Source organism: Rhodococcus mengyinensis, from assembly GCF_048381435.1.
Lineage (GTDB): Bacteria > Actinomycetota > Actinomycetes > Mycobacteriales > Mycobacteriaceae > Rhodococcus_F > Rhodococcus_F opacus_D.
In genome coordinates this window covers 331731-350721 of the sequence record NZ_JBLWIT010000038.1, presented here as the reverse complement: position 1 = coordinate 350721, position 18991 = coordinate 331731, and the positions used below count along the sequence as shown (strand labels likewise).

At 67.1% G+C, this 18991-nt stretch carries 23 protein-coding genes and 1 riboswitch; of the genes, 11 read left to right on the top strand and 12 right to left on the bottom strand.

Features of this window, described 5'->3' with window-relative positions:
• The first annotated feature begins 11 nt into the window (after positions 1 to 11).
• Positions 12 to 776, top strand: a complete 765-nt coding sequence (locus ACNJ7E_RS06440; RefSeq protein WP_418339407.1) for an SDR family oxidoreductase — start codon at positions 12 to 14, stop codon at positions 774 to 776.
• Here the strand turns inward: ACNJ7E_RS06440 and ACNJ7E_RS06435 are convergent.
• The 3 genes from ACNJ7E_RS06435 to ACNJ7E_RS06425 are packed head-to-tail and all read right to left on the bottom strand — an operon-like array spanning position 761 to position 2069.
• The gene (locus ACNJ7E_RS06435; RefSeq protein WP_280778833.1) at positions 761 to 1675 is read right to left on the bottom strand and encodes a SigB/SigF/SigG family RNA polymerase sigma factor; all 915 of its coding nucleotides are present in this window, start codon (positions 1673 to 1675) and stop codon (positions 761 to 763) included. The two genes, ACNJ7E_RS06440 and ACNJ7E_RS06435, sit on opposite strands and share 16 nt — an antisense overlap.
• Positions 1676 to 1718: 43 nt before the next feature.
• Complete coding sequence (locus ACNJ7E_RS06430) at positions 1719 to 1865, bottom strand: hypothetical protein (protein ID WP_167344068.1); 147 nt, start codon at positions 1863 to 1865, stop codon at positions 1719 to 1721.
• 60 nt (positions 1866 to 1925) lie between these two features.
• Positions 1926 to 2069, bottom strand: coding sequence for a hypothetical protein (locus ACNJ7E_RS06425; protein WP_280778831.1), 144 nt, complete (start codon positions 2067 to 2069; stop codon positions 1926 to 1928).
• A gap of 312 nt (positions 2070 to 2381) precedes the next feature.
• Between ACNJ7E_RS06425 and ACNJ7E_RS06420 the strand changes: the two genes are divergently transcribed.
• Complete coding sequence (locus ACNJ7E_RS06420) at positions 2382 to 2708, top strand: MerR family transcriptional regulator (RefSeq protein WP_009477797.1); 327 nt, start codon at positions 2382 to 2384, stop codon at positions 2706 to 2708.
• Positions 2709 to 2723: 15 nt separating this feature from the next.
• Here the strand turns inward: ACNJ7E_RS06420 and ACNJ7E_RS06415 are convergent, their stop codons facing one another.
• Positions 2724 to 3107 carry a hypothetical protein gene (locus ACNJ7E_RS06415; protein WP_280778829.1) on the bottom strand — a complete coding sequence of 128 codons (384 nt, stop codon included), beginning with the start codon at positions 3105 to 3107 and terminating at the stop codon, positions 2724 to 2726.
• Between the two features lie 240 nt (positions 3108 to 3347).
• Between ACNJ7E_RS06415 and ACNJ7E_RS06410 the strand changes: the two genes are divergently transcribed.
• From ACNJ7E_RS06410 to ACNJ7E_RS06400, 3 genes are all read left to right on the top strand, one after another.
• Positions 3348 to 3656, top strand: coding sequence for a MerR family transcriptional regulator (locus ACNJ7E_RS06410; protein ID WP_105412857.1), 309 nt, complete (start codon positions 3348 to 3350; stop codon positions 3654 to 3656).
• A 444-nt stretch (positions 3657 to 4100) separates the two neighbouring features.
• A complete protein-coding gene (locus ACNJ7E_RS06405; protein WP_418339406.1) occupies positions 4101 to 4328 on the top strand; it encodes a hypothetical protein in 228 nt (75 codons plus the stop codon).
• Between the two features lie 80 nt (positions 4329 to 4408).
• Complete coding sequence (locus tag ACNJ7E_RS06400) at positions 4409 to 5365, top strand: DUF8129 domain-containing protein (protein ID WP_280778826.1); 957 nt, start codon at positions 4409 to 4411, stop codon at positions 5363 to 5365.
• Between the two features lie 61 nt (positions 5366 to 5426).
• Here ACNJ7E_RS06400 and ACNJ7E_RS06395 read toward each other — a convergent pair whose 3' ends face one another.
• From ACNJ7E_RS06395 to ACNJ7E_RS06375, 5 genes are read right to left on the bottom strand one after another with little or no spacing between them, the layout of a single operon-like run.
• Positions 5427 to 6590, bottom strand: a complete 1164-nt coding sequence (locus ACNJ7E_RS06395; RefSeq protein ID WP_418339405.1) for an epoxide hydrolase family protein — start codon at positions 6588 to 6590, stop codon at positions 5427 to 5429.
• A 56-nt stretch (positions 6591 to 6646) separates the two neighbouring features.
• Positions 6647 to 6997, bottom strand: a complete 351-nt coding sequence (locus ACNJ7E_RS06390) for a hypothetical protein (protein ID WP_283330573.1) — start codon at positions 6995 to 6997, stop codon at positions 6647 to 6649.
• A gap of 48 nt (positions 6998 to 7045) precedes the next feature.
• Positions 7046 to 7876, bottom strand: a complete 831-nt coding sequence (locus ACNJ7E_RS06385) for an LLM class F420-dependent oxidoreductase (protein WP_418339404.1) — start codon at positions 7874 to 7876, stop codon at positions 7046 to 7048.
• A gap of 40 nt (positions 7877 to 7916) precedes the next feature.
• On the bottom strand, positions 7917 to 8720 hold the full coding sequence (locus ACNJ7E_RS06380) for an ABC transporter (protein WP_280778822.1): 804 nt from the start codon (positions 8718 to 8720) through the stop codon (positions 7917 to 7919).
• A gap of 48 nt (positions 8721 to 8768) precedes the next feature.
• A complete protein-coding gene (locus ACNJ7E_RS06375; RefSeq protein ID WP_280778821.1) occupies positions 8769 to 9083 on the bottom strand; it encodes a DMT family transporter in 315 nt (104 codons plus the stop codon).
• Between the two features lie 10 nt (positions 9084 to 9093).
• A riboswitch (guanidine-III (ykkC-III) riboswitch) is annotated at positions 9094 to 9155 on the bottom strand.
• Positions 9156 to 9926: 771 nt separating this feature from the next.
• Between ACNJ7E_RS06375 and ACNJ7E_RS06370 the strand changes: the two genes are divergently transcribed.
• Together ACNJ7E_RS06370 and ACNJ7E_RS06365 are read left to right on the top strand one after the other, a co-directional pair.
• Entirely contained in the window at positions 9927 to 10643 is a 717-nt protein-coding gene (locus ACNJ7E_RS06370) for a response regulator transcription factor (protein WP_005561510.1), read from the top strand.
• Between the two features lie 80 nt (positions 10644 to 10723).
• Entirely contained in the window at positions 10724 to 12106 is a 1383-nt protein-coding gene (locus tag ACNJ7E_RS06365) for a sensor histidine kinase (protein ID WP_280779173.1), read from the top strand.
• A 3-nt stretch (positions 12107 to 12109) separates the two neighbouring features.
• Here ACNJ7E_RS06365 and ACNJ7E_RS06360 read toward each other — a convergent pair whose 3' ends face one another.
• Positions 12110 to 12535, bottom strand: a complete 426-nt coding sequence (locus ACNJ7E_RS06360; protein ID WP_280778820.1) for an HIT family protein — start codon at positions 12533 to 12535, stop codon at positions 12110 to 12112.
• A 140-nt stretch (positions 12536 to 12675) separates the two neighbouring features.
• Here ACNJ7E_RS06360 and ACNJ7E_RS06355 point away from each other — a divergent pair, with 140 nt between their 5' ends.
• Both ACNJ7E_RS06355 and ACNJ7E_RS06350 read left to right on the top strand, forming a co-directional pair.
• A complete protein-coding gene (locus tag ACNJ7E_RS06355) occupies positions 12676 to 13929 on the top strand; it encodes a bifunctional glycosyltransferase family 2/GtrA family protein (RefSeq protein ID WP_280778819.1) in 1254 nt (417 codons plus the stop codon).
• The gene (locus ACNJ7E_RS06350; protein WP_418339403.1) at positions 13926 to 16016 is read left to right on the top strand and encodes an ArnT family glycosyltransferase; all 2091 of its coding nucleotides are present in this window, start codon (positions 13926 to 13928) and stop codon (positions 16014 to 16016) included. Before ACNJ7E_RS06355 ends, ACNJ7E_RS06350 begins: the two co-directional genes overlap by 4 nt.
• Positions 16017 to 16075: 59 nt before the next feature.
• Here the strand turns inward: ACNJ7E_RS06350 and ACNJ7E_RS06345 are convergent, their stop codons facing one another.
• Both ACNJ7E_RS06345 and ACNJ7E_RS06340 read right to left on the bottom strand, forming a co-directional pair.
• Positions 16076 to 16474, bottom strand: coding sequence for a hypothetical protein (locus tag ACNJ7E_RS06345; RefSeq protein ID WP_280778817.1), 399 nt, complete (start codon positions 16472 to 16474; stop codon positions 16076 to 16078).
• Positions 16458 to 16844: a hypothetical protein gene (locus tag ACNJ7E_RS06340; protein WP_280778816.1), complete on the bottom strand. Its 387-nt coding sequence runs from the start codon at positions 16842 to 16844 to the stop codon at positions 16458 to 16460. Before ACNJ7E_RS06340 ends, ACNJ7E_RS06345 begins: the two co-directional genes overlap by 17 nt.
• A gap of 100 nt (positions 16845 to 16944) precedes the next feature.
• Here ACNJ7E_RS06340 and ACNJ7E_RS06335 point away from each other — a divergent pair, with 100 nt between their 5' ends.
• Complete coding sequence (locus ACNJ7E_RS06335; RefSeq protein ID WP_418339402.1) at positions 16945 to 18084, top strand: acyl-CoA dehydrogenase family protein; 1140 nt, start codon at positions 16945 to 16947, stop codon at positions 18082 to 18084.
• A gap of 118 nt (positions 18085 to 18202) precedes the next feature.
• Positions 18203 to 18991, top strand: coding sequence for an enoyl-CoA hydratase/isomerase family protein (locus ACNJ7E_RS06330; protein ID WP_105412871.1), 789 nt, complete (start codon positions 18203 to 18205; stop codon positions 18989 to 18991).

The following is an 18991-nucleotide window of genomic DNA, read 5'->3' as shown; positions in this document are numbered from 1 at the left end:
CTGGAGAGATCATGACATCACCCATTCTGATCACCGGCGGCACGGGCACGCTCGGACGTCAGGTCGTCCCACTGCTGCGGGCGGCGGGACGGGACGTGCGCGTTCTCAGCCGGCACGGCCGCGAGCCGGTCGACGGCGTCGAGTATCTGGCCGGTGACCTGTTCGAGGGCAAGGGAATAGAGCCCGCGCTGGAGGGGGTCGAGACCGTTCTGCACCTGGCGGGCGGACCCAAGGGTGACGAGGTCGCGACGCGGAACCTGGTGGAGGCCGCCTCGCGCGCCGGGGTGCAGCACCTGGTGTACATCTCGGTGATCGGCGCCGACGGAGTTCCGCTCGGCTGGTTCGGATCCAAGCTGGCCGCGGAACGAGCGGTGGCCGACTCGGGTGTGCCGTGGACGACGCTGCGCGCGGCCCAGTTCCACGACCTGGTGCTGACCATGCTGCAGAAGATGGTGAAACTGCCCGTGATTCCGGTTCCGGGCGGACTGCGGTTCCAGCCGGTCGACTCGGCGGAGGTCGCGGCGCGTCTGGTGGAACTGACCCTCGGGGCGCCGGCCGGCCTGGTGCCCGACCTGCCCGGACCGACCGTGTACGGGATGGCCGAGCTGATGCGCGGATACCTGAAGGCGACCGGAAGGCATCGGCTGATGATGCCGGTGCGGATGCCGGGAAAGGCCGGCCGCGCGTACCGGGAGGGCGCGAACCTGTCACTCGACGTCGCAGCGACGGGCAAGCGGACGTGGGAGGACTTCCTCGCCGCCTACGAGAGCATCTGACCGCCCACGTCGGCGAGTTTCCCGCGCAGGTCCGCCAGCGTCTTGGTCAGGAGCCGGGACACCTGCATCTGCGAGACACCCACCCGCGCGGCGATCTGCGACTGGGTCATGTTGCCGAAGAAGCGCAGGACCAGCACGGTGCGTTCGAGGTCGGGAAGTGATTCCAGCAGTGGTGCGAGGACCACGTGGTCCTCGACGTGGGCGAGGGCCGGGTCGACGTCGCCGATCGTCTCCGACAGCGGGCGTTCGTTCTCGCCGAGCGGGAAATCGGTGGAGAGGGTGCTGTATGCGTCGGCGACCCGGAGGCCCTGCACTACTTCGTCCTTGTCGATCCCGACGGCCTCGGCCAGTTCGCTCGCCGTCGGGGCGCGTCCGAGTGTGATGGTCAGTTCGGTCGTCGCGTTGGTGAGGGAGAGGTGCAGTTCCTGCATGCTGCGCGGGACGCGCATGGCCCACCCCGTGTCACGGAAGTGCCTGCGGACTTCGCCGGTGATGGTCGGGACGGCGTAGGACACGAAGTTCGCTCCGCAGCGGGCGTCGAAGCGGTCGACGGCCTTGACCAGTCCGAGGCGGGCGACCTGGATCAGGTCGTCGAGTGGTTCTCCGCGACCGTGGAAACGCCGGGCGATGTGTTCGGCGAGCGGCAGGCAACGTTCGATCAGCCGTTGGCGCAACACTTCGCGGCGGGGGTCGGAGGCGGCGAGCCGGCCGATGGCCTCGCACTGCGCGGGCACGTCGCGGTACTGGTCGCGCTCGCGTCGCGCGGGCTCCGGGCGTTCCCGCCGTCGGTCGTCTGTTGCGACCTCTGCCGCAGGCTTCGTGCGATGCGTCGGCGTCGTCCTGGAGGGGATGCGACGGATTTCGCAGGATGGTGCGACGAGCTGGGTGGACACGTTCATGGCTCTGCCCTTCTCTGACCTGCCGGCATCGGCGATGGCGTCACTATTCGACGAGTGCGGGGGAGGTGTCGGTGGCCTCGTCGGCGAACATCGCCTCGATCCGGGCCTTGATTTCCTCGGTGCTCATCGTTGCTCCGCCTCGCGAGGCAGTAGTGGTGGCGGAAGCGTGGGATGTGGAGCTGGCGGGCATGAGCGCTGTGTCCTGTCGGGTGTGAAGGGGCGGTGTGGAAAGGGTGGGGCGGGCAGGCCGTCAGGTCGGCAGGGAGGAGAGGAGAGTGAGCGCGCTGAGGGCCAGCGTGGCGATCAGGCCGCCGGCGATCGCTCCGCCGCTGCCTGCGCCGAGAACGAGGACATCTCCGTCGTGGGGAGCGTTCTGCGGGTTGTGTGTGGTCATCGGTTCTCCTTGGTGCCCACCTCGTGGTGAGAACTTATCTGCGTTCAAGAATATAGATTTGTTCTACAGTCATGGGGCAGGAAGTTCAAGCGGAATGAGCAAGATTGCTGCTCGAGAGGGCAAGCGCGGACGGAGAACCGAACCGGGAAGGAATCAGATGAGGCAGGGTGGACCGCAGGGCTACCGGGAACTGCGATGCAGGAGCGCGGAAGCGCGGTCCGCGAAGGCCAGAGCGAACCTGCACCCCCTGCGGCACATTGTGTCTTCCGGACCTTGTTAGGATTGATGCGCCCTAAGAAGAAGGGAGATCCGGTGACGTCCTCTCATGTGCCGCTTCGATCGCAGCGGGGTGTGTACGGGATCTCGGTAACGTCGGAGCTGACGGGTATCGGCCCGCAGACGCTGCGCTTGTACGAGCGGCGAGGGTTGATCACACCGACTCGCACGGGCGGTGGAACACGCCGGTACAGCGAGGACGATGTCGCGCGCCTCCAGAAGATCACCGAACTCGTCGCGGCCGGTGTCAATCTGATCGGAATCGGTCAGATTCTTCAGCTCGAAGCCGAGAACGCGATCCTGGCGGCCCGCAACGCCGAGCTGGAGCAGCTCGTGAAGTCCGAGGTCCCGGGTCGGGCCTGAGGCGCGCCTACCGGCTCAGCTGGTGGACTGGCCGTTAGTGGAGTTGAACGCGTCGAACGAGGCGTCGGCCGACTGCCATTTGCCCTCGGCCCGGATATCGGCGAACGCGAGGTCGAACGCGTCGACGAGCCATGCGTGCTCGGCGGCGGCCAGCAGTTCGTCCGGAGTTCCGTCGGTGACTCCCTGATAGAGGCTCACCCGCCATTCGGACGTGTCCTCGGCGGCGTCGGTCAGTCCGTCGGCAGCGTTGGACGCGAGAAGGTAGCGGTTGTACTCGAAATCGACCCGGATCGCATAGCCCGCCCCGGTGTTGACCACATTTGCCGGTCGCTGGGTAGCCGCCGCGAGCGCAGTGAGGGCGTCGCGGTAACGATCTGCGTGTTCCTGAGTGCGGGGCACCGTCTTCTCGTCTCTGGCGCAGCGGCCGTGGCACTCGCGGCCACGACACCTCCGCGAACCCTGCCCGGGCGGCCTCGGTTCGCGTTCGGTTCGGCTCCGAGATTACGTCACCCTGCCCTGGCTCTCGCCGCAGCCGAGGGTGCATGCTGAGTGGAATATGCAAAATCTATATCCGGTGTTGCAGATTGATTTCATCGGTTTGTTAACATCGGGTGTTCCTTAAGCAGAAGGGAGCCTGTTGTGACCATCGACGCCTTACCCCGCTCCTGTCGCGGGGTCTACGGAATTGCGGTGACGTCGGAGTTGACGGGCATCGGCCCGCAGACCCTGCGGTTGTACGAGCGTCGCGGATTGCTGACCCCTGCACGGACCAGCGGCGGCACCCGTAGATACAGCGACGACGATCTGGTCAGGTTGGCGCGCATAGCGCAGCTCATGGACGACGGAGTGAACGTCCCGGGCATTCAGAGGATCCTCGCGCTCGAATCCGAGAACGCGGATCTGGCGTCACGGTTGGAAGGGTCGGAAAGTGGCGCAGCCGGAGGGTGATCGGGTTGCCAGGATTCGACCGATCGTCGGGTTGAGGGCGGTGTCCGCCCCCGGTCTTCTCGCGCACTGAAGATTCTGTGTGTGTGTCATCTGTGCTGGTCCCGGCGGTTTTTGGTGCCGTCATCCCGGCATCGGCCGATTCTCTTGCTCGGATGGGTTGAACTTTACTGCCAAGTAGATAAGATGAAATCTGTATCAGCCAGAGCAGATAAGTTGACGATCCGAACGAGCCGCACGCATTCGAGCATGTGACGTTGCGGTAGGGAGAGAACACGCAATGGCCGAACCCGACACTGCCCGTGCAGTCGATGTCGTCAGCGAACTGACGCTGTAAATCGCGAAACCCGGGATCTGCACGAAGGCGCCGACAGCGTCGTCCGGCGAACGCCCTCTCGTGTGGTCCCGACTCTGGTCCGTATTCGACTCCAGACGGGAAATCGAACCATGACCCTTGCCCACCATGCACTCCGCACAAGCACACCCCGGCACGCGAAGAACCAGCAGGACGAGCCCGACCGTCGTTTCTCGCTCGGGACCGCTCTCGTCGCTGCGCTCGTCGCCGCCGTGCCCGCGATGTCCGTGACCGGATCGGCGGTCCTCGCGGCCGTCACCGCCGCGGCCGTTCTCGCCGGTGTCCTACTCGCGGCGTATCTCATCTCCAGCCTGATCTGACCGCACGCCTGATCTGACCGCACGCCTGATCTGACCGCACGCCTGATCTGACCGCACCCAAGAACGGGAAAGGACACAACATGACCGTCCCCACACTGATCACCCAGCTGCACGCCGTACTCGATCTGACCAACACCGAGATCCAGGTCGCCGAAACCCGCGTCGCGCAAGCGCGCACCGAGGCCGTGCGCCGAGAGCTCACCGAGAACGCCGAGAACGGACGCCTCCGCGCAGAGGCGGTCGAACGCGCCATCCGCGATCTCGGGGGAGTGCCCGAGATCGTCGGCCCGCTGTTCGGCAGGCTGGCAGCGGCGCTGAAGGCGATGGCGGAGCAGGCGCAGCCGTTCGACGAGGCCCTGCTCGGCGACCTCGCCCTCGAACACCAGTTGCTCGACCGGGCGCGGTACGTGAAGGCCCTCGCGACCGCGGCCGGGAAGCAGGACGTCGTCCGGTTGGCCGATCGACTGGTCACCGCGCACGCCGCGACCGTCGACTGGTTGACCACGGTGCTCGCGGAGGAGGCGCTCGGTGGGCCGGCGGCCCTGCGACGCACCCCGTTCCAGGTGGCGACCGGTGCCACGATCCGGCTGATCAACGTCCCGGTCTCGTGGTCCGCGCGTGGCATCGACCGTGCTCTCGACACGGCCCGCACCACCCCGCCGATGCTGAGCGCGTTGCTCGGTCGAGGCGCCCACGCGGGCGATGTCGCCGTGAAGACGCTTGCCGCCTCGCGTGATGCCGCCCTCGAAACGGCGGAGCAGGTCACTCGCAACGAAGGCGCCGACGGAATCGCCGACGCGATCCATTCCGCACGCGCCGCCGGTGGCGTCCTGGAGGCGGACGAACTCCCGATCGCCGACTACGACGACCTCAACGTGTCCCAGGCGGTCGCCGCGGTCAAGGAACTGACCGATCCCTCCGACGTGCGCACCGTCGTCGCCTACGAGGAAGCCCACAAGGATCGCCAGGGCGTGGTCTCCGCGGCCCAGACGCGACTGGCCGGTATCGCCCAGGAGGTTGCCGGTATCGGCAACTGACGCAACACCGTCGACGAACCGCCGGACCCCCCGCCCGGGCCGGTGGTTCGTCGTATCGCGCTCAGCGGAGTCCGGCGAAGAACTCCCGGATGTCCGCGGTCAGGGTCTCGGGCTCTTCGAGTGCGGCGAAGTGACCGCCACTGTCTTCGATGTCGGTCCACCGCGTGATCGCGTGTTCCTGTTCGGCGTAGCGGCGGATGCCGACGTCATGGGCGAAGACGATGACCGCGGTCGGAACTCCGGACGCGGATTTGGCGGCGCCCCAGGATGATTCCTGCGTGTAGCCGACATACGCGGACGAAGACGCGGTCCCGGTGAGCCAGTACAGCATGACGTTGGTGAGAAGTCGGTCGATGCCGACGACGTCGTGGGGGAGCGCCTCGCGGGGATGTGTCCACTCGCGGAACTTGTCGACGATCCACGCGAGCTGGCCCACCGGCGAATCGGCAAGGGCGGCTCCGAGAGTCGCGGGCCTGGTGGACTGGATGGCGATGTAGCCGAACTCCTCGGACATGAACCGTGACACCCGGTCGCGTCGGTCCTGTTCCAGCGGTGACAGGCTCGCCTGCTCCGCCTCGTCCAGCTCGTGGAACGGAACCCCGACGTTGCCGTTGAGATGCACCCCGACCACCGCGTCCGGGGCAATGCGGGCGACCTCGGGTGAGACGTCCGCACCGATGTCCCCGCCCTGGACCCCGTAGCGGTGGTAGCCGAGCCGGGTCATCAGCTCTGCCCACGCCGCGGCGATACGGGTAGTGTCCCAGCCCGATTCGCGGACCGGTCCGGAGAATCCGAATCCGGGCAGCGACGGCACGACCACATCGAACGCGTCGGCGGGGTCGCCCCCGTGCGCTGCGGGGTCGGTGAGCGGGCCGATCACGTCGAGGAACTCGACGAACGAACCCGGCCAGCCATGGGTGAGGACGAGGGGCAGTGCGTTCGGTTCGGGGGAGCGCACGTGGAGGAAGTGGATGTTCTGCCCGTCGATCTCGGTGACGAACTGCGGGATGGTGTTGAGCGATTTCTCCTGCGCCCGCCAGTCGAACTCGTCGCGCCAGTACGTGACGAGTTCGACCAGGTAGGACGTGGGCACACCGCTCGCCCAGTCGTCACCCGGAAGGGGTGTGCCGAACCGGGTGCGTGCGAGACGATCGGCAAGATCGTCGAGTTGCTCCTGCGCGATGTCGATGCGAAACGGACGGATGGACTTCGTCGTGTCGGTCATACCGGGCACGCTACGAAGAATTGAGGACAGTTTCGGTCCTCGATTGCGAATCCGGGTCAGCAGGCCCCGGTCTTGGCGGCGTCGTAGGCCTGGATCATCTGATCCTTGCGCTCCTGCGGAGCATCCTTCCACTCCGGCGTCTCGGCCGACTGGGTGAAGAGGTCGTCGAGGGCCTTCGTACGGTCGAACGTCTCGCCGCTCTGCTGCGCGCGAGCCTCCGCTCCGTTCGTGTACTGGAGCAGGCCCTTGCACAGGTCCGCGACAGCGGGCAGGTCTGCGGAGGATGCCTCGGTGGCCTCGGTCGTTGCGCTCGCCGGGGACTCGGCCTCGGTGGTGGTCGATTCGGAACTGCACGCCCCGAGCAGCAGGGCGGCAGGGATCAACAGCGCAACGATGGTTCGTGTCATGCGAAATACATACCAGAGGCACGGGTCGGGGGCTGTCGGCCGGTCGTCCTATGCGCGAAGTGGCAACCGTGTCGCGAGCTGCCGGGCCACCTCGCCCGGCCGCTCACCCAGTTCGCTCACGACGACATGATCGGCGCCGGCCGCGAGGTGGCTGTGTACCCGCGCGACGATCGCGTCCGCGTCACCCCAGGCGACCAGGTCGTCGACGAGCCGGTCGCTCAGCCCCGAGATGTCGTCGGCGCCGAAACCCATCCGCTCGAAATTCGTGGCATAGCCGCCCACCCCGGACAGGAATCGGAGCGGAACGCGGGCGGTGTCGCGGGCCCGCGCGGCGTCGGTGCCGAGCACCGTCATCAGTGAGACGACCAGCGTGGCGTCCGGGCCGAGGATGCGCCGCGCCTCGGCGGTGTAGTCGGGGGTGACGAGGAGCACGACGGCCCCCGCGGCCCTGTCCCGCGCGAGTTCCAGCTTGCGTGGGCCCAGCGCCGCCAGAATCCGTCGCTCCGCAGGCACCGGCGGATCGGACCGGTCGAGCCTGTCGAGATACTCGTTCAACGCCCGGAGCGGCCGGGGGACCTGCTGCGGGCCGCCCAGCCCGACGACGAACCGGTCCGGCGCCGTGGTCTGCAGATCCGCAAAGAGCTGAGCGACGGCGTCCGAGTCGTACACGCCGACCGGGATGATGCCGGTCGCGACGGGGATCGAGTCGGTCGCCCGGACGACGGCCGAGATCCGGTCCAGGCTGTCGATCTGACCGCCCCGCAGCCAGATCGCCGAATAGCCGAGGGATTCCAGCCGGGCCGCGTCGTCGAGGTACGTCTCGTCCGGTGAGATGTTCAGGGTGATGCCGACAGGTCCGAGGCCTTCGATGCGAGTCATGACCCGACCGTAAAACCTCGAGTTGCGTTCAGGTCAAGTGTCAGGCGGGCCCGAGTGTGTAGTCGACGCCCGGGCGGTCGCCCTTGCCCTTGAGCCAGCGTCCCGGCAACTTGCCGGCGAGGTCGCCGAGCGGCCCGACCGCGGCGCTGAGAATGCCCACGGTTTCCTGCAACAGGTCGATGCTGGCGCTCATCCGCTCGAGGTTGGGCGCCAGGGCCGTCAACGTCTCGGACAGCGCCACGATCTGGTCGAGCGGGCCACCCTCGGCGATGAGCCGTTCGAACGCGCCGCCCTCCGACAGCAGGGTCTCGAGGATGCCGTTCTCGGCGAGCGCCCGGTCCACGATTCCGCCCGGCGCCGTGAGCCGCTCGACCGCACCGTCCCGCGCGGTCAGTCGTTCGAGCGGCCCCTGCTCCGCGGTGAGACGGTCGAGCAGACCGTCCTTCGCGAGAAGCCGTTCCAGGGTGCCGTCCTCGGCGAGCACCCGGTCGAGCGGGCCGTCCTTGGCGAGCACCCGCTCGAGCGGGCCGCCCGGCTCGAGCAGGCGTTCGAGGGTGCCGCCCTCCGACGTGAGACGGTCGACGGGACCGCCCGGAGCGAGGAGGCGGTCGAGCGGACCACCCGGCTGGAGGGCCTGCCCGAGCGGGCGGTCGTTGGCCGCGAGCGACGACAGCTGGCTGATCACCTGCAACGGGCTGCCCTGGGTACCCATCCCCGTGACGACACCCGTCCCGGCGACCGCCGTCCGGACGGTCATCAGGCTGGCTTCGGCGATTCCGAGACCGACATCGGCCGCCGCAAGACCGACGCGCACCGGGAGGGTCATCAACGACACCAGGTTCATGGAATTACTGTAACCCGCGACACACAAGCATCGAGTGTCACGATCCGGTCAGTGCAGGACCTTCAGCCCGACGACGCATCCCACGATGCCCAGGATCAGCAGGATCTTCACCAGTGAGGAACTCTCGGAGCCGGTCACCATCGCGAACCCGACCGTGAGGGCTGCGCCGATGCCGACCCAGACCGCGTACGACGTTCCGATGGGGAGACTGCGCATCGCGAACGCCAGACCCGCCATGCTGAGAATCAACGCGACGCCGAATACGACACTGGGTCCGAGTTTGGTGAACCCTTCCGATCGGCCGAGGGCGGTGGCCCAGACGGCCTCCAGGATTCCCGACAGCACAAGCACGATCCACGCCATGACAAACCTCCGGGCACCGTCTTGTCGCTGGCCGGGTACGGTGCGCTCGTCCGGATGTCGTGTCGACGATTTCCACGGTACCCAACGGGGCGCTCCGCGCCTGTGAGTGGTGAGCGAGTACACACACTCCTCGAACGCGCACGGGTCGCGAATGCGCCGATTATCTCGCAGATCGAGGTCGCCTCATTTATTGTCGAGCGAAACAGTGAATTCTGTGCATATACCACGGAAGATAACGAGGCACATCATGATGCTCGGACTGCTCGCCGCAATCAACAGCGCTTTCACCCTCGGACTCGCCAACACGATCGGGACGTTCGGTGGAGTGGTGTTCAACCTGAACGTCGTAGCCTGAACTTCCTGCCTGTCAAGACAACTCCGCTCCCGCAACCCCGCTGTCGGATCGACGGCGGGGTTGTCTCGTATGCGACGGCCGGAGGCGCCGGCACGCGGAGCGCAACTTTCCCATCCTTGCTCATGTACCGAGAATTTCCCCCTTTTTCGGTAAAGAAGAATGGGTGATTTTATTCAGCGAATTTGCTTGCGTGTGTCGCCGCGAATTCTTCCGAGTTGACCTAGTGTCATCCGCAACGCGCACGGACAGCGCGCAACCACCCCTTCCCAGGGGCGACGATGGAGGTCATGATGCTCGGACTGCTCGGGGCACTCAACAGCGGTGTCACCCTCGGATTGGCCAACACGATCCTGACGTTCGGCGGAGTAGTACTCAACCTCAACATCGTGGTGAACTGACGACCGGAATCCCACCCGCACAAGCAGGCGGTACGGCTCACAGCAATCTCCCAGGAAACGTGCAGCGACGATCCAGCGTCACGAGTGATGATGGGTTGCGTGAATGAGAAGCCTGTCGAAGCCCGCGTCCTCGTCGTCGACGACGAACCGAACATCCTCGAGTTGCTCTCCGTGAGCCTGCGTTTTCAGGGATTCGAGGTGGCGACGGCGTCGACCGGGGCCGAGGGACTCGACACGGCGCGCACGTTCCGCCCCGACGCCGTGATCCTCGACGTCATGATGCCGGGAATGGACGGGTTCGGCCTGCTCAAGCGGCTGCGCGCCGACGGTGTGGACGCTCCGGTGCTGTTCCTCACCGCGAAGGATGCGGTGGAGGACAAGATCAGCGGCCTCACCCTCGGTGCGGACGACTACGTCACCAAGCCGTTCAGCCTCGAAGAAGTGGTGACCCGGCTGCGCGTCATCCTGCGGCGGGCAGGCAAGGTGTCGGTGGAGGAGCAGTCCGCCCGCATCAAGTTCGCCGACATCGAACTCGACGACGACACGCGGGAGGTCTGGAAGGCGGGCGACCTGGTGTCGCTGTCGCCGACGGAGTTCACCCTGCTGCGGTACTTCATGGTCAACGCCGGCACCGTGCTGAGCAAGCCGCGGATCCTCGACCACGTCTGGAACTACGACTTCGGCGGTGAGGTCGGGGTGGTCGAGTCGTACGTGTCCTACCTCCGCCGGAAGGTCGACACGGGCGAGACGCCGCTGATCCACACCCTCCGCGGAGTCGGCTACGTGATGCGAGAACCGCGGCGATGACCGCGCCTGCGGCTCCGCGGGAGCCGGCCGAGGCGGTCGCCGCTGTCCCGAACGGGCCTGCGCGACGGTGGATTCGCGCGATGCCGCTGCGCATCACCCTCGTCGGCGCCGTGCTTCTGCTCTCTGCGCTCGGACTCCTCGCGTCCGGTGTCGCGGTGACGTCGGCGCTGGAGAATTCGCTGACCAACCGTGTCGATCACCAGCTGCACGACGCGGCTCAGGGGTGGGCGAAGCCCGGCAAATTGCGCCCGCTGCCGCCGCCGGTCGAACCGAACCTAGGCCGCCCACCGAGCCCGTTCTACGTCCGCACGACGCTGCCGAACGGAACGGTCCTGCGTGAGATCAACGACGAATCCGCCTCCCCCGCACTGCCCGAGGACCCCGCGTCGGGGCCCGAGACGGTCGGCTCGACCGACAACTCCGACGTGCGGTGGCGGGTGCTGACGACGACCGCGCCGGACGGAACCGAGACCACCGTCGCGATGACACTCACCGAGAACGACGAAACGGTGAACCGGCTGATCGTGCTGCAACTCATCATCGGTGTGGTCGTGCTGATAGCGCTCGGAGTGGTCGCGTACTTCGTGGTCCGGCGCAGTCTGCGTCCCCTCGTCGAAGTGGAGGAGACCGCCGCGGCGATCGCCTCGGGTGACTTGCACCGGCGTGTCCCGGAACGGGACGACCGTACCGAGATCGGTCGACTGTCCGTGGCGCTCAACGGAATGCTCGCCCAGATCCAGCACGCGTTCGCCGCCACCGAGGCGTCGGAGGAATCGGCGCGCCGCTCCGAGGAGAAGATGCGGCGATTCGTCGCGGACGCGAGCCACGAGTTGCGCACCCCGCTCACCACGATCCGCGGCTTCGCCGAGCTGTATCGACAAGGCGCGATGACCGACACGGAAACCCTCATGAGTCGCATCGAAGGCGAGGCGTCGCGGATGGGGCTCCTCGTCGAGGATCTCCTCATGCTCGCCCGGCTCGATGCCCAGCGTCCCCTCGAGACCCGGCCCGTCGACCTGCTGTCGGTGGCGTCGGACGCCGTGCACGGGGCACGCGCCGTCGCCCCCGATCGGTCCATCGCACTCGACGTCCGCCCCGGACCCGGGACGCCCGAGGTGATCGGTGACGAGGCCCGGCTGCGACAGGTCCTCGGCAACCTGCTCGCCAACGCCGTCAAACACACCCCCGCCACCTCGGACGTGACGGTGCGGCTGAGCACCACCGAACACAGCGTCGTGCTCGAGGTGGCCGATACCGGACCGGGACTCAGCGAGGAGGACGCGGCCCGGGTGTTCGAGAGGTTCTACCGCACCGACGCGTCCCGCACCCGGGAGAGCGGTGGCAGCGGCCTCGGCCTGTCGATCGTGGCGGCCTTGGTCGCCGCCCACCGCGGGTCGGTGACCGTCGACAGCCGGCCCGGCGAGGGCGCCACGTTCCGGGTGGAACTGCCGCGGTCGAACTGACCGTCAGTCGGGGACGTTCTCCCCGTGACCGAGTTCGCGCAGCGCAGCCTTGAGCTTCGCCTGCGCCTCGTCGAGCGATTCCTGGGACGGGTTCTGCTCGGCGTTGCTGATGTTGAAATCGCCGAGGTCGTAGGCCGGGAAGACGTGCACGTGCAGGTGCGGCACCTCGAGGCCCGCGATCAGCAGTCCTGCCCGCGGTGCGTCGAAAGCGGGGCGGACGGCCTGCCCGATCGTGCGGGCGACGTCCATGACCTTCGCCCAGATCTCACCGTCGACGTCCTGCCACTGGTCCACCTCCTTGCGGGGTACGACGAGCGCATGGCCCTGCGTGACGGGGGCGATGGTGAGGAACGCGACGACGTCCTCGTCCTCCCACACGAAACGTCCGGGCAGATCTCCGTTGATGATGGCGCTGAATACAGATCCCATGGCCGCCATTATGCGGCTTCGCCCCCCGTGAGTACTTATTAACCTCCCGCGGTTAATAAGTACTCACGGGCGCGAAGCGCACAGGAAACTCCCAGCCTCCGTCCAGAGTCATCGGAGCGTACGGGCCGAATCTAAGACGCATGACGACGAATTCCCTCTCCCGCGCACCGGGCGCCATGGGACGACTCGAGACCCCCGAAACCGCCGAGACCGCGCCCGTGCTCGACGTTGTCGTGCCGGTCTACAACGAGGAAGCCGGACTCGAACGTTGCGTGCGCCGGCTGCGGCGGCACCTCGACGAGAACGTTCCCTACTCCGCCCGGATCACCATCGCCGACAATGCCAGCGCCGACGCCACCCTCGCCGTGGCGCACCGGCTGGCCGCCGAGATCGACGGCGTCCACGTCGCGCACCTCGACGAGAAGGGGCGAGGTCGCGCTCTGCGTGCGGTGTGGAGTGCCTCCGACGCCGAGGTGGTGGCGTACATGGACGTCGACCTGTCGACGGACCTCAACGCCCTGATGCCGCTCATCGCGCCCTTGCTGTCGGGACACTCGGACCTCGCGATCGGCTCCCGCCTCGCCCGCTCGTCGCGGGTGGTCCGGGGACCGAAGCGCGAGTTCATCTCCCGCAGCTACAACCTCATCCTCCGCAGCGCACTGCACGCGCGGTTCTCCGACGCGCAGTGCGGGTTCAAGGCGATGCGGGCGGACGTCGCGCAGCGCCTGCTGCCGCTGGTCGAGGACACCGGGTGGTTCTTCGACACCGAGTTGCTGGTGCTCGCGGAACGCGCAGGCCTCCGCATCCACGAGGTCCCCGTCGACTGGGTCGACGACCCGGACAGTCGCGTCGACATCGTCGCGACCGCCGTCGCCGACCTCAAGGGCGTGTGGCGGGTGGGCCGGGCCCTGTCCACCGGATCGCTGCCCATCGGCAGCCTGCGTGACAGTTTCGGGCGCGAGCCGCTGGTGCCCGGAGTGCCCCGCGGCATGGTCGGGCAGCTGGCCCGGTTCGCCGTGATCGGCGTCGCGTCGACCGTCGCGTACGCGCTGCTCTACCTGATCCTGCATCCGATCATGGGTGCGCAGTGGGCCAACGCCGTCTCACTGCTCGTCACCGCCGTGCTCAACACGGCCGCGAACCGCGCGTTCACCTTCGGTGTCCGCGGATCCGAGGGTGCCGCCCGGCATCAGATGCAGGGCCTGCTCGTGTTCGCCTTCGGGCTCCTGCTCACCAGCGGTTCGCTGTACGTCCTCCACTCGGCGGCCCCGGACGTGTCCAAGCACGTCGAACTCGCCGTCCTCGTCCTCGCCAATCTCGTTGCCACCATCAGTCGTTTCATAGCCCTTCGCTGGGTGTTCAGGAACGCACGCCCCGAAGGAGCTCACGCATGACGACGACCCTCGAACAACCGAAGGTCGACGCGGCCGAACCACCTCACGCCCGCAGGCGGTGGGAGCCGTGGGCGCTCGCCGCACTCCTGGTCGGGACCGCGGTCGCGTACATCTGGGGGCTCGGCGCCTCCGGCTGGGCCAACTCGTTCTACGCAGCCGCGGTCCAGGCGGGGTCGGAGTCGTGGAAGGCGTTCTTCTTCGGATCCTCCGATGCCGCCAACTCCATCACCGTCGACAAGCCTCCGATGTCGCTGTGGCTGATGGCGTTGTCGGTCCGGGTCTTCGGGCTCAGCTCGTGGGCGATGCTGGTACCGCAGGCTCTGCTCGGGGTCGGTTCCGTCGCGCTGCTGTACGCCACGGTGAAGCGGTGGTTCGGCGCCCCGGCGGGTCTGCTCGCGGGTCTCGTGCTGTCGCTGACGCCGATCGCGGTGCTGATGTTCCGGTTCAACAACCCCGACGCCCTGCTGGTGCTGCTGATGATCGCCTCCGTGTGGGCGATGCTGCGGGCCGTGGAGGACGGACGCACCCGGTGGATGGTGCTGACCGGCGTGTTCGTCGGTCTGGGGTTCCTGACCAAGCAGCTTCAGGTGATGCTCGTCGTCCCGCCGCTTGCTCTGACCTATCTCGTCGCGGGACCGCCGAAGTTCGGCAAACGCCTCGCCCAGTGCTTCGCGGCGCTCGGCGCGATGATCGTCTCCGCGGGCTGGTGGTTGCTGATCGTCGAACTGTGGCCGGCGTCGTCGCGGCCCTGGATCGGCGGTTCGCAGAACAACTCGATCCTCGAACTCACGCTGGGCTACAACGGTCTCGGCCGGTTGAACGGTGAGGAGACCGGCAGTGTCACGCCCGGCGGCGGTGGTCGTGGGGACGCCGCAGCGGCCATGGGCGGTGCCGGCGAGGCCATGGCGGGCGGCGGCTTCCCCGGAGGAGGCGCCCCCGGCGGTGGCGGTATGTGGGGTAGCACCGGCATCACGCGGATGTTCGAGGCGGCACAGGGCGGTCAGATCGCCTGGCTCATCCCGGCCGCACTGATCCTGCTGGCCGCCGGTCTCGCACTGCGCGGCAGCGCACCTCGCGTCGACACCCAGCGTGCGTCGTTCCTCGTGTGGGGTCTGTGGCTGCTCGTGACCGGACTGACGTTCAGCTTCATGGCGGGCATCTTCCACGCGTACTACACCGTGGCACTCGCACCGGCCGTGGCCGCGCTGGTGGCGATCGGCTCGGTGACGCTGTGGCGTCGACGGGACACGCTGTGGGTGCGGGCGGTTCTCGCGGTGACACTGCTGGCCACCGCTGCCATGTCCTGGGTTCTGCTCGGACGCAGCGCGTCGTTCGTGCCGTGGCTGAAGTGGGCCGTGGTCGTTTTCGGCGTCGTCGCCGCGGTTGCCGTGCTGATCCCGGCGCTGACCCGCGGCCGGATCGCTGCCGTGGTCACGCTGGCCGCGCTGTTCACCGGGCTCGCCGGTCCGACGGCCTACGCCGTCGATACCATCGCGACGCCGCACACCGGTTCGATCGTCTCGGCCGGACCCAACGTCGAAGGCGCCCGCGGAGGCCCCGGCGCAATGGGTGGCCCCGCCGGCGTGGACGGTGCGGGACGCATGGGCGGCCGCACCGACGGTGCCGCGGCGCCCACCTTGCCGGGCGGTGCCGTTGCCGGCGCAACGGACGGCGCGGCGGCAGGAGCCACCGACGGCATGGGCGGTATGGGTGCCATGGGCGGCGGCGCCGCCGGGGGACTGCTCTCCGGTAGCGATCCGGGCGCGGAACTGGTGGCATTGCTCGAACAGGATTCCGGCAACTACACCTGGGTCGCGGCGGCCATCGGATCCAACAGTGCATCCGGCTACCAGCTGGCCACCGAGGACCCGGTCATGCCGATCGGCGGATTCAACGGCAGCGATCCGTCACCCACGCTGGAGCAGTTCCAGCAGTACGTGGCGGACGGCAAGATCCACTACTTCATCGCCGGCGGTCGAGGCGGAATGGGTGGAGACGGAACGGCATCGGAGATCTCCACCTGGGTGCAGGAGAACTTCACCGCCGCCACCGTCGACGGCGTGACCCTGTACGACCTCACGTCCTGACCGACACCGGCTGTGAGTACTTGTTAACCGCCCGCGGTTAACAAGTACTCACAGCTGTTTCAGAGGGGGAACGAGATCTCGGGTGTGCGGCAGATCAGCAACCTCCGTACGCGGCCCGAACCGTCGAGCTGTGCCGACGTGTTGAACGAGGCCTCGAAATCGCCGTTCCGTGTGGTGCGTCCCAGCGCCAGCTCGACCTCTCCCACACGAGATCCCGCGAGGATTTCGTGTACGAGCACACTCTTCTCGCGTTGCTGCAGGTACTCGACGAGTCCGGCGCGATCCCCGACGAATTCGGCGGCATTCCCACCGCCGGTGGAGAATTGAACCGACATCCGGAAATCGTCGGTGATCATGTTCAGGACGCGATCGGGATCGTCCGAATCCATGATCGCGAACCACGCGATCAGCACGGGAGTCGGAGAGGCCGTCTCGGTCAGGTCAGTCACGCTTCCCATGGGCCAACTCCTTTGTGAGAATGCTGAATTCCGTGTCGAAGGACACCTCGTACGCGTCGATGGCGCCATCGCTGTCGAGGTGCATCGCGGCGAGGAAGTAGCCGGTTGTCTTCACGTCGTTCTCGACGACGGAGCCGTAGGCGAACTGGACGTCGCCGGCGCTGCTCGTTCGGAGAAGCACGTGTCGTCGATCGACCGAGGGCCGTCCCCTCAGGTAGTCGAGCATGTCGGAGCGGCTGTACCCCCTGCGGACGGTACCCGGGAGGACTATGGCGAACTCGATCGATTCGTCGAGCAGGGCAACTGCATCGTCGATCCGGCCGCTGTCGAGGATCGCGTAGTACCGCTCGATCACGAGTGCATCGGTCATGAAATGAACTTAGTTCAACCCAATGCCGCTTGTCGAGAGTGCTTGCCGCGACGGCTTCGGCGAAACTAAACTGAACTCACGTCAATTTGAGGAGAGTTCCATGCCGACCCCCCATTCCCGTCCCTGGCCCGAGACCGAACCCCCGGCGATGACGCCCGTCGCCGAGCACGACGACATCCGGGCGGTGGTCCGCCAATTGCTGGATCGGCACTCGACGCTCGAGGCCGGCCGACTCGCCGCCGAGTCGGAAATCGGATATTCCCCCGAGTTGTGGTCGCTTCTCGTCAAGGAGATGAACGTCGCCGCCCTGACGGTGCCGGAGGATCGTGGCGGCCTGGGTTACGGCGTGGTCGAACTCGGGATCGTTCTCGAAGAATGCGGGCGCGCGCTGGTCAGCGAACCCGTACTCACGTCGGCGATGCTGGGAGTGCACGCCCTGCTCGCCGCCGACAGGTGCCCGCAGGCCGACGAACTGCTGGGGCGAGTCGTCCAGGGCGAACTCGTCGCAACCGTGACAGCTCTGAGCGCGGAGACCGATTTCGTCGACGCCACCCGAACCGGAGACCTCTGGTCGGTGTCCGGCCGCTCGACCAATGTCGTGCAGGGCGGCGCGGCCGATATCGTCGTGCTACTCGGACGCGGTGACGAGGGGCCCGGCCTCTATGCGGTCGATCTGCGTACCGCCCCGGTGCGGCGCACGGAGCTTCCGGTCATAGATCCCAGTCGGCGGCAGGCGAATCTGCTCTTCGACGACGCGGCCGCGGTGCGTCTCGTCGGACCCGGCGACGCACTGCGGACGGCCGCATCACTGCACAGCCTGGGAGTGATCGGGCTGGCCTGCGAACATGTGGGAATCGTCGATCGTTTACTCGAAAGCACAACGGAATACACGATGCAGCGCCACCAGTTCGGGCGAGCGATCGGCTCCTTCCAGGCCGTCAAGCATCGATTGGCGAACACTTTGGTCGAGTTGGAGAAGGCTCGATCGGCGGCGCGGTATGCCGCCGCCGTGTTCTCGGAAGACCCGGAATCCGCGGCGCTCCCGGCCGCGGTCGCGGGGGCGATCTGCACCGAGGCGGTGATCGGCACCGCCCTCGAGGCCGTGCAATTGCATGGCGGTGTCGGTTTCACCTGGGAACATGCGGCGCATTCCTACGTTCGCCGCGCGCTCGGCGACGAACCGCTTCTCGGTGATTCACGGGCACACCGCAGTCGCGTCGCGGATCTCGTCGGGCTCTGAATCCTGGCGCCTGCGCCGCTGAATCGAAACCTCTTGCCCCGGCCTATTGACGGACCATCTCCCACCCAGTAGAACTGAAGTGAATCCAGTTCAGTTTCTCCCTCGAAAGGACACCGACATGGTGGACACCGACCACATCGTGCTCGAGAAGGACGGCGACGTCGCCCGTGTGTGGCTCAACCGCCCGCACAAGAAGAACGCGGTCACCGTCGAGCTGCTGCATCGCCTCGACGAGATCATCGTGGAGGTCGACAACGACCCCAGCCTCAAGGTGCTCGTCCTGCGTGGACGTGACGGCACCTTCTGCTCGGGCTTCGATCTCGACGAACTGCGGGAGAAGTACGTCGGCTCCACCACCGCGATGGACGTCGCCGTGCTGTCCGCCAAGGTCTGCGACCGCCTGTACTCGATGAACACACCGTCCGTCGCGGTTCTCGAAGGCTTCGTCACCGCAGGCGGTTTCGAGCTCATGATCTCCTGCGACTTCGCCATCGCCGCCGAGGACGCCCGGATCGGCGACTTCCACATCCGTCGCGCGCTGTTCGGTGGGGCAGGCCCGATCTACCGGCTCCCGCGGATGATCGGAATTCGAAAGACCAAGGAGCTCATGCTGACCGGCAAACTCCTGACCGGCAAGGAGGCGGAGGCCTTCGACCTGATCAACGCGTCGGCGCCGGCCGAAGACCTCGACAAGCTTCTCGCCGAGTTCATCGCCCCGATCGTCGACAAGAGCCCGTTCATGATGAAGCTCACCAAGATGTGCATCGACCGCGGTCTCGACGCGGACATCCAGTCGCTGATGGTGATGGAGCACCTCGCCGTCGGCAACGCGCTGCAGTCCGAGGACGCACGAGAAGGCGTGAACGCCTTCCTCGAAAAGCGTGAGCCGGTCTGGGTCGGTCGCTGA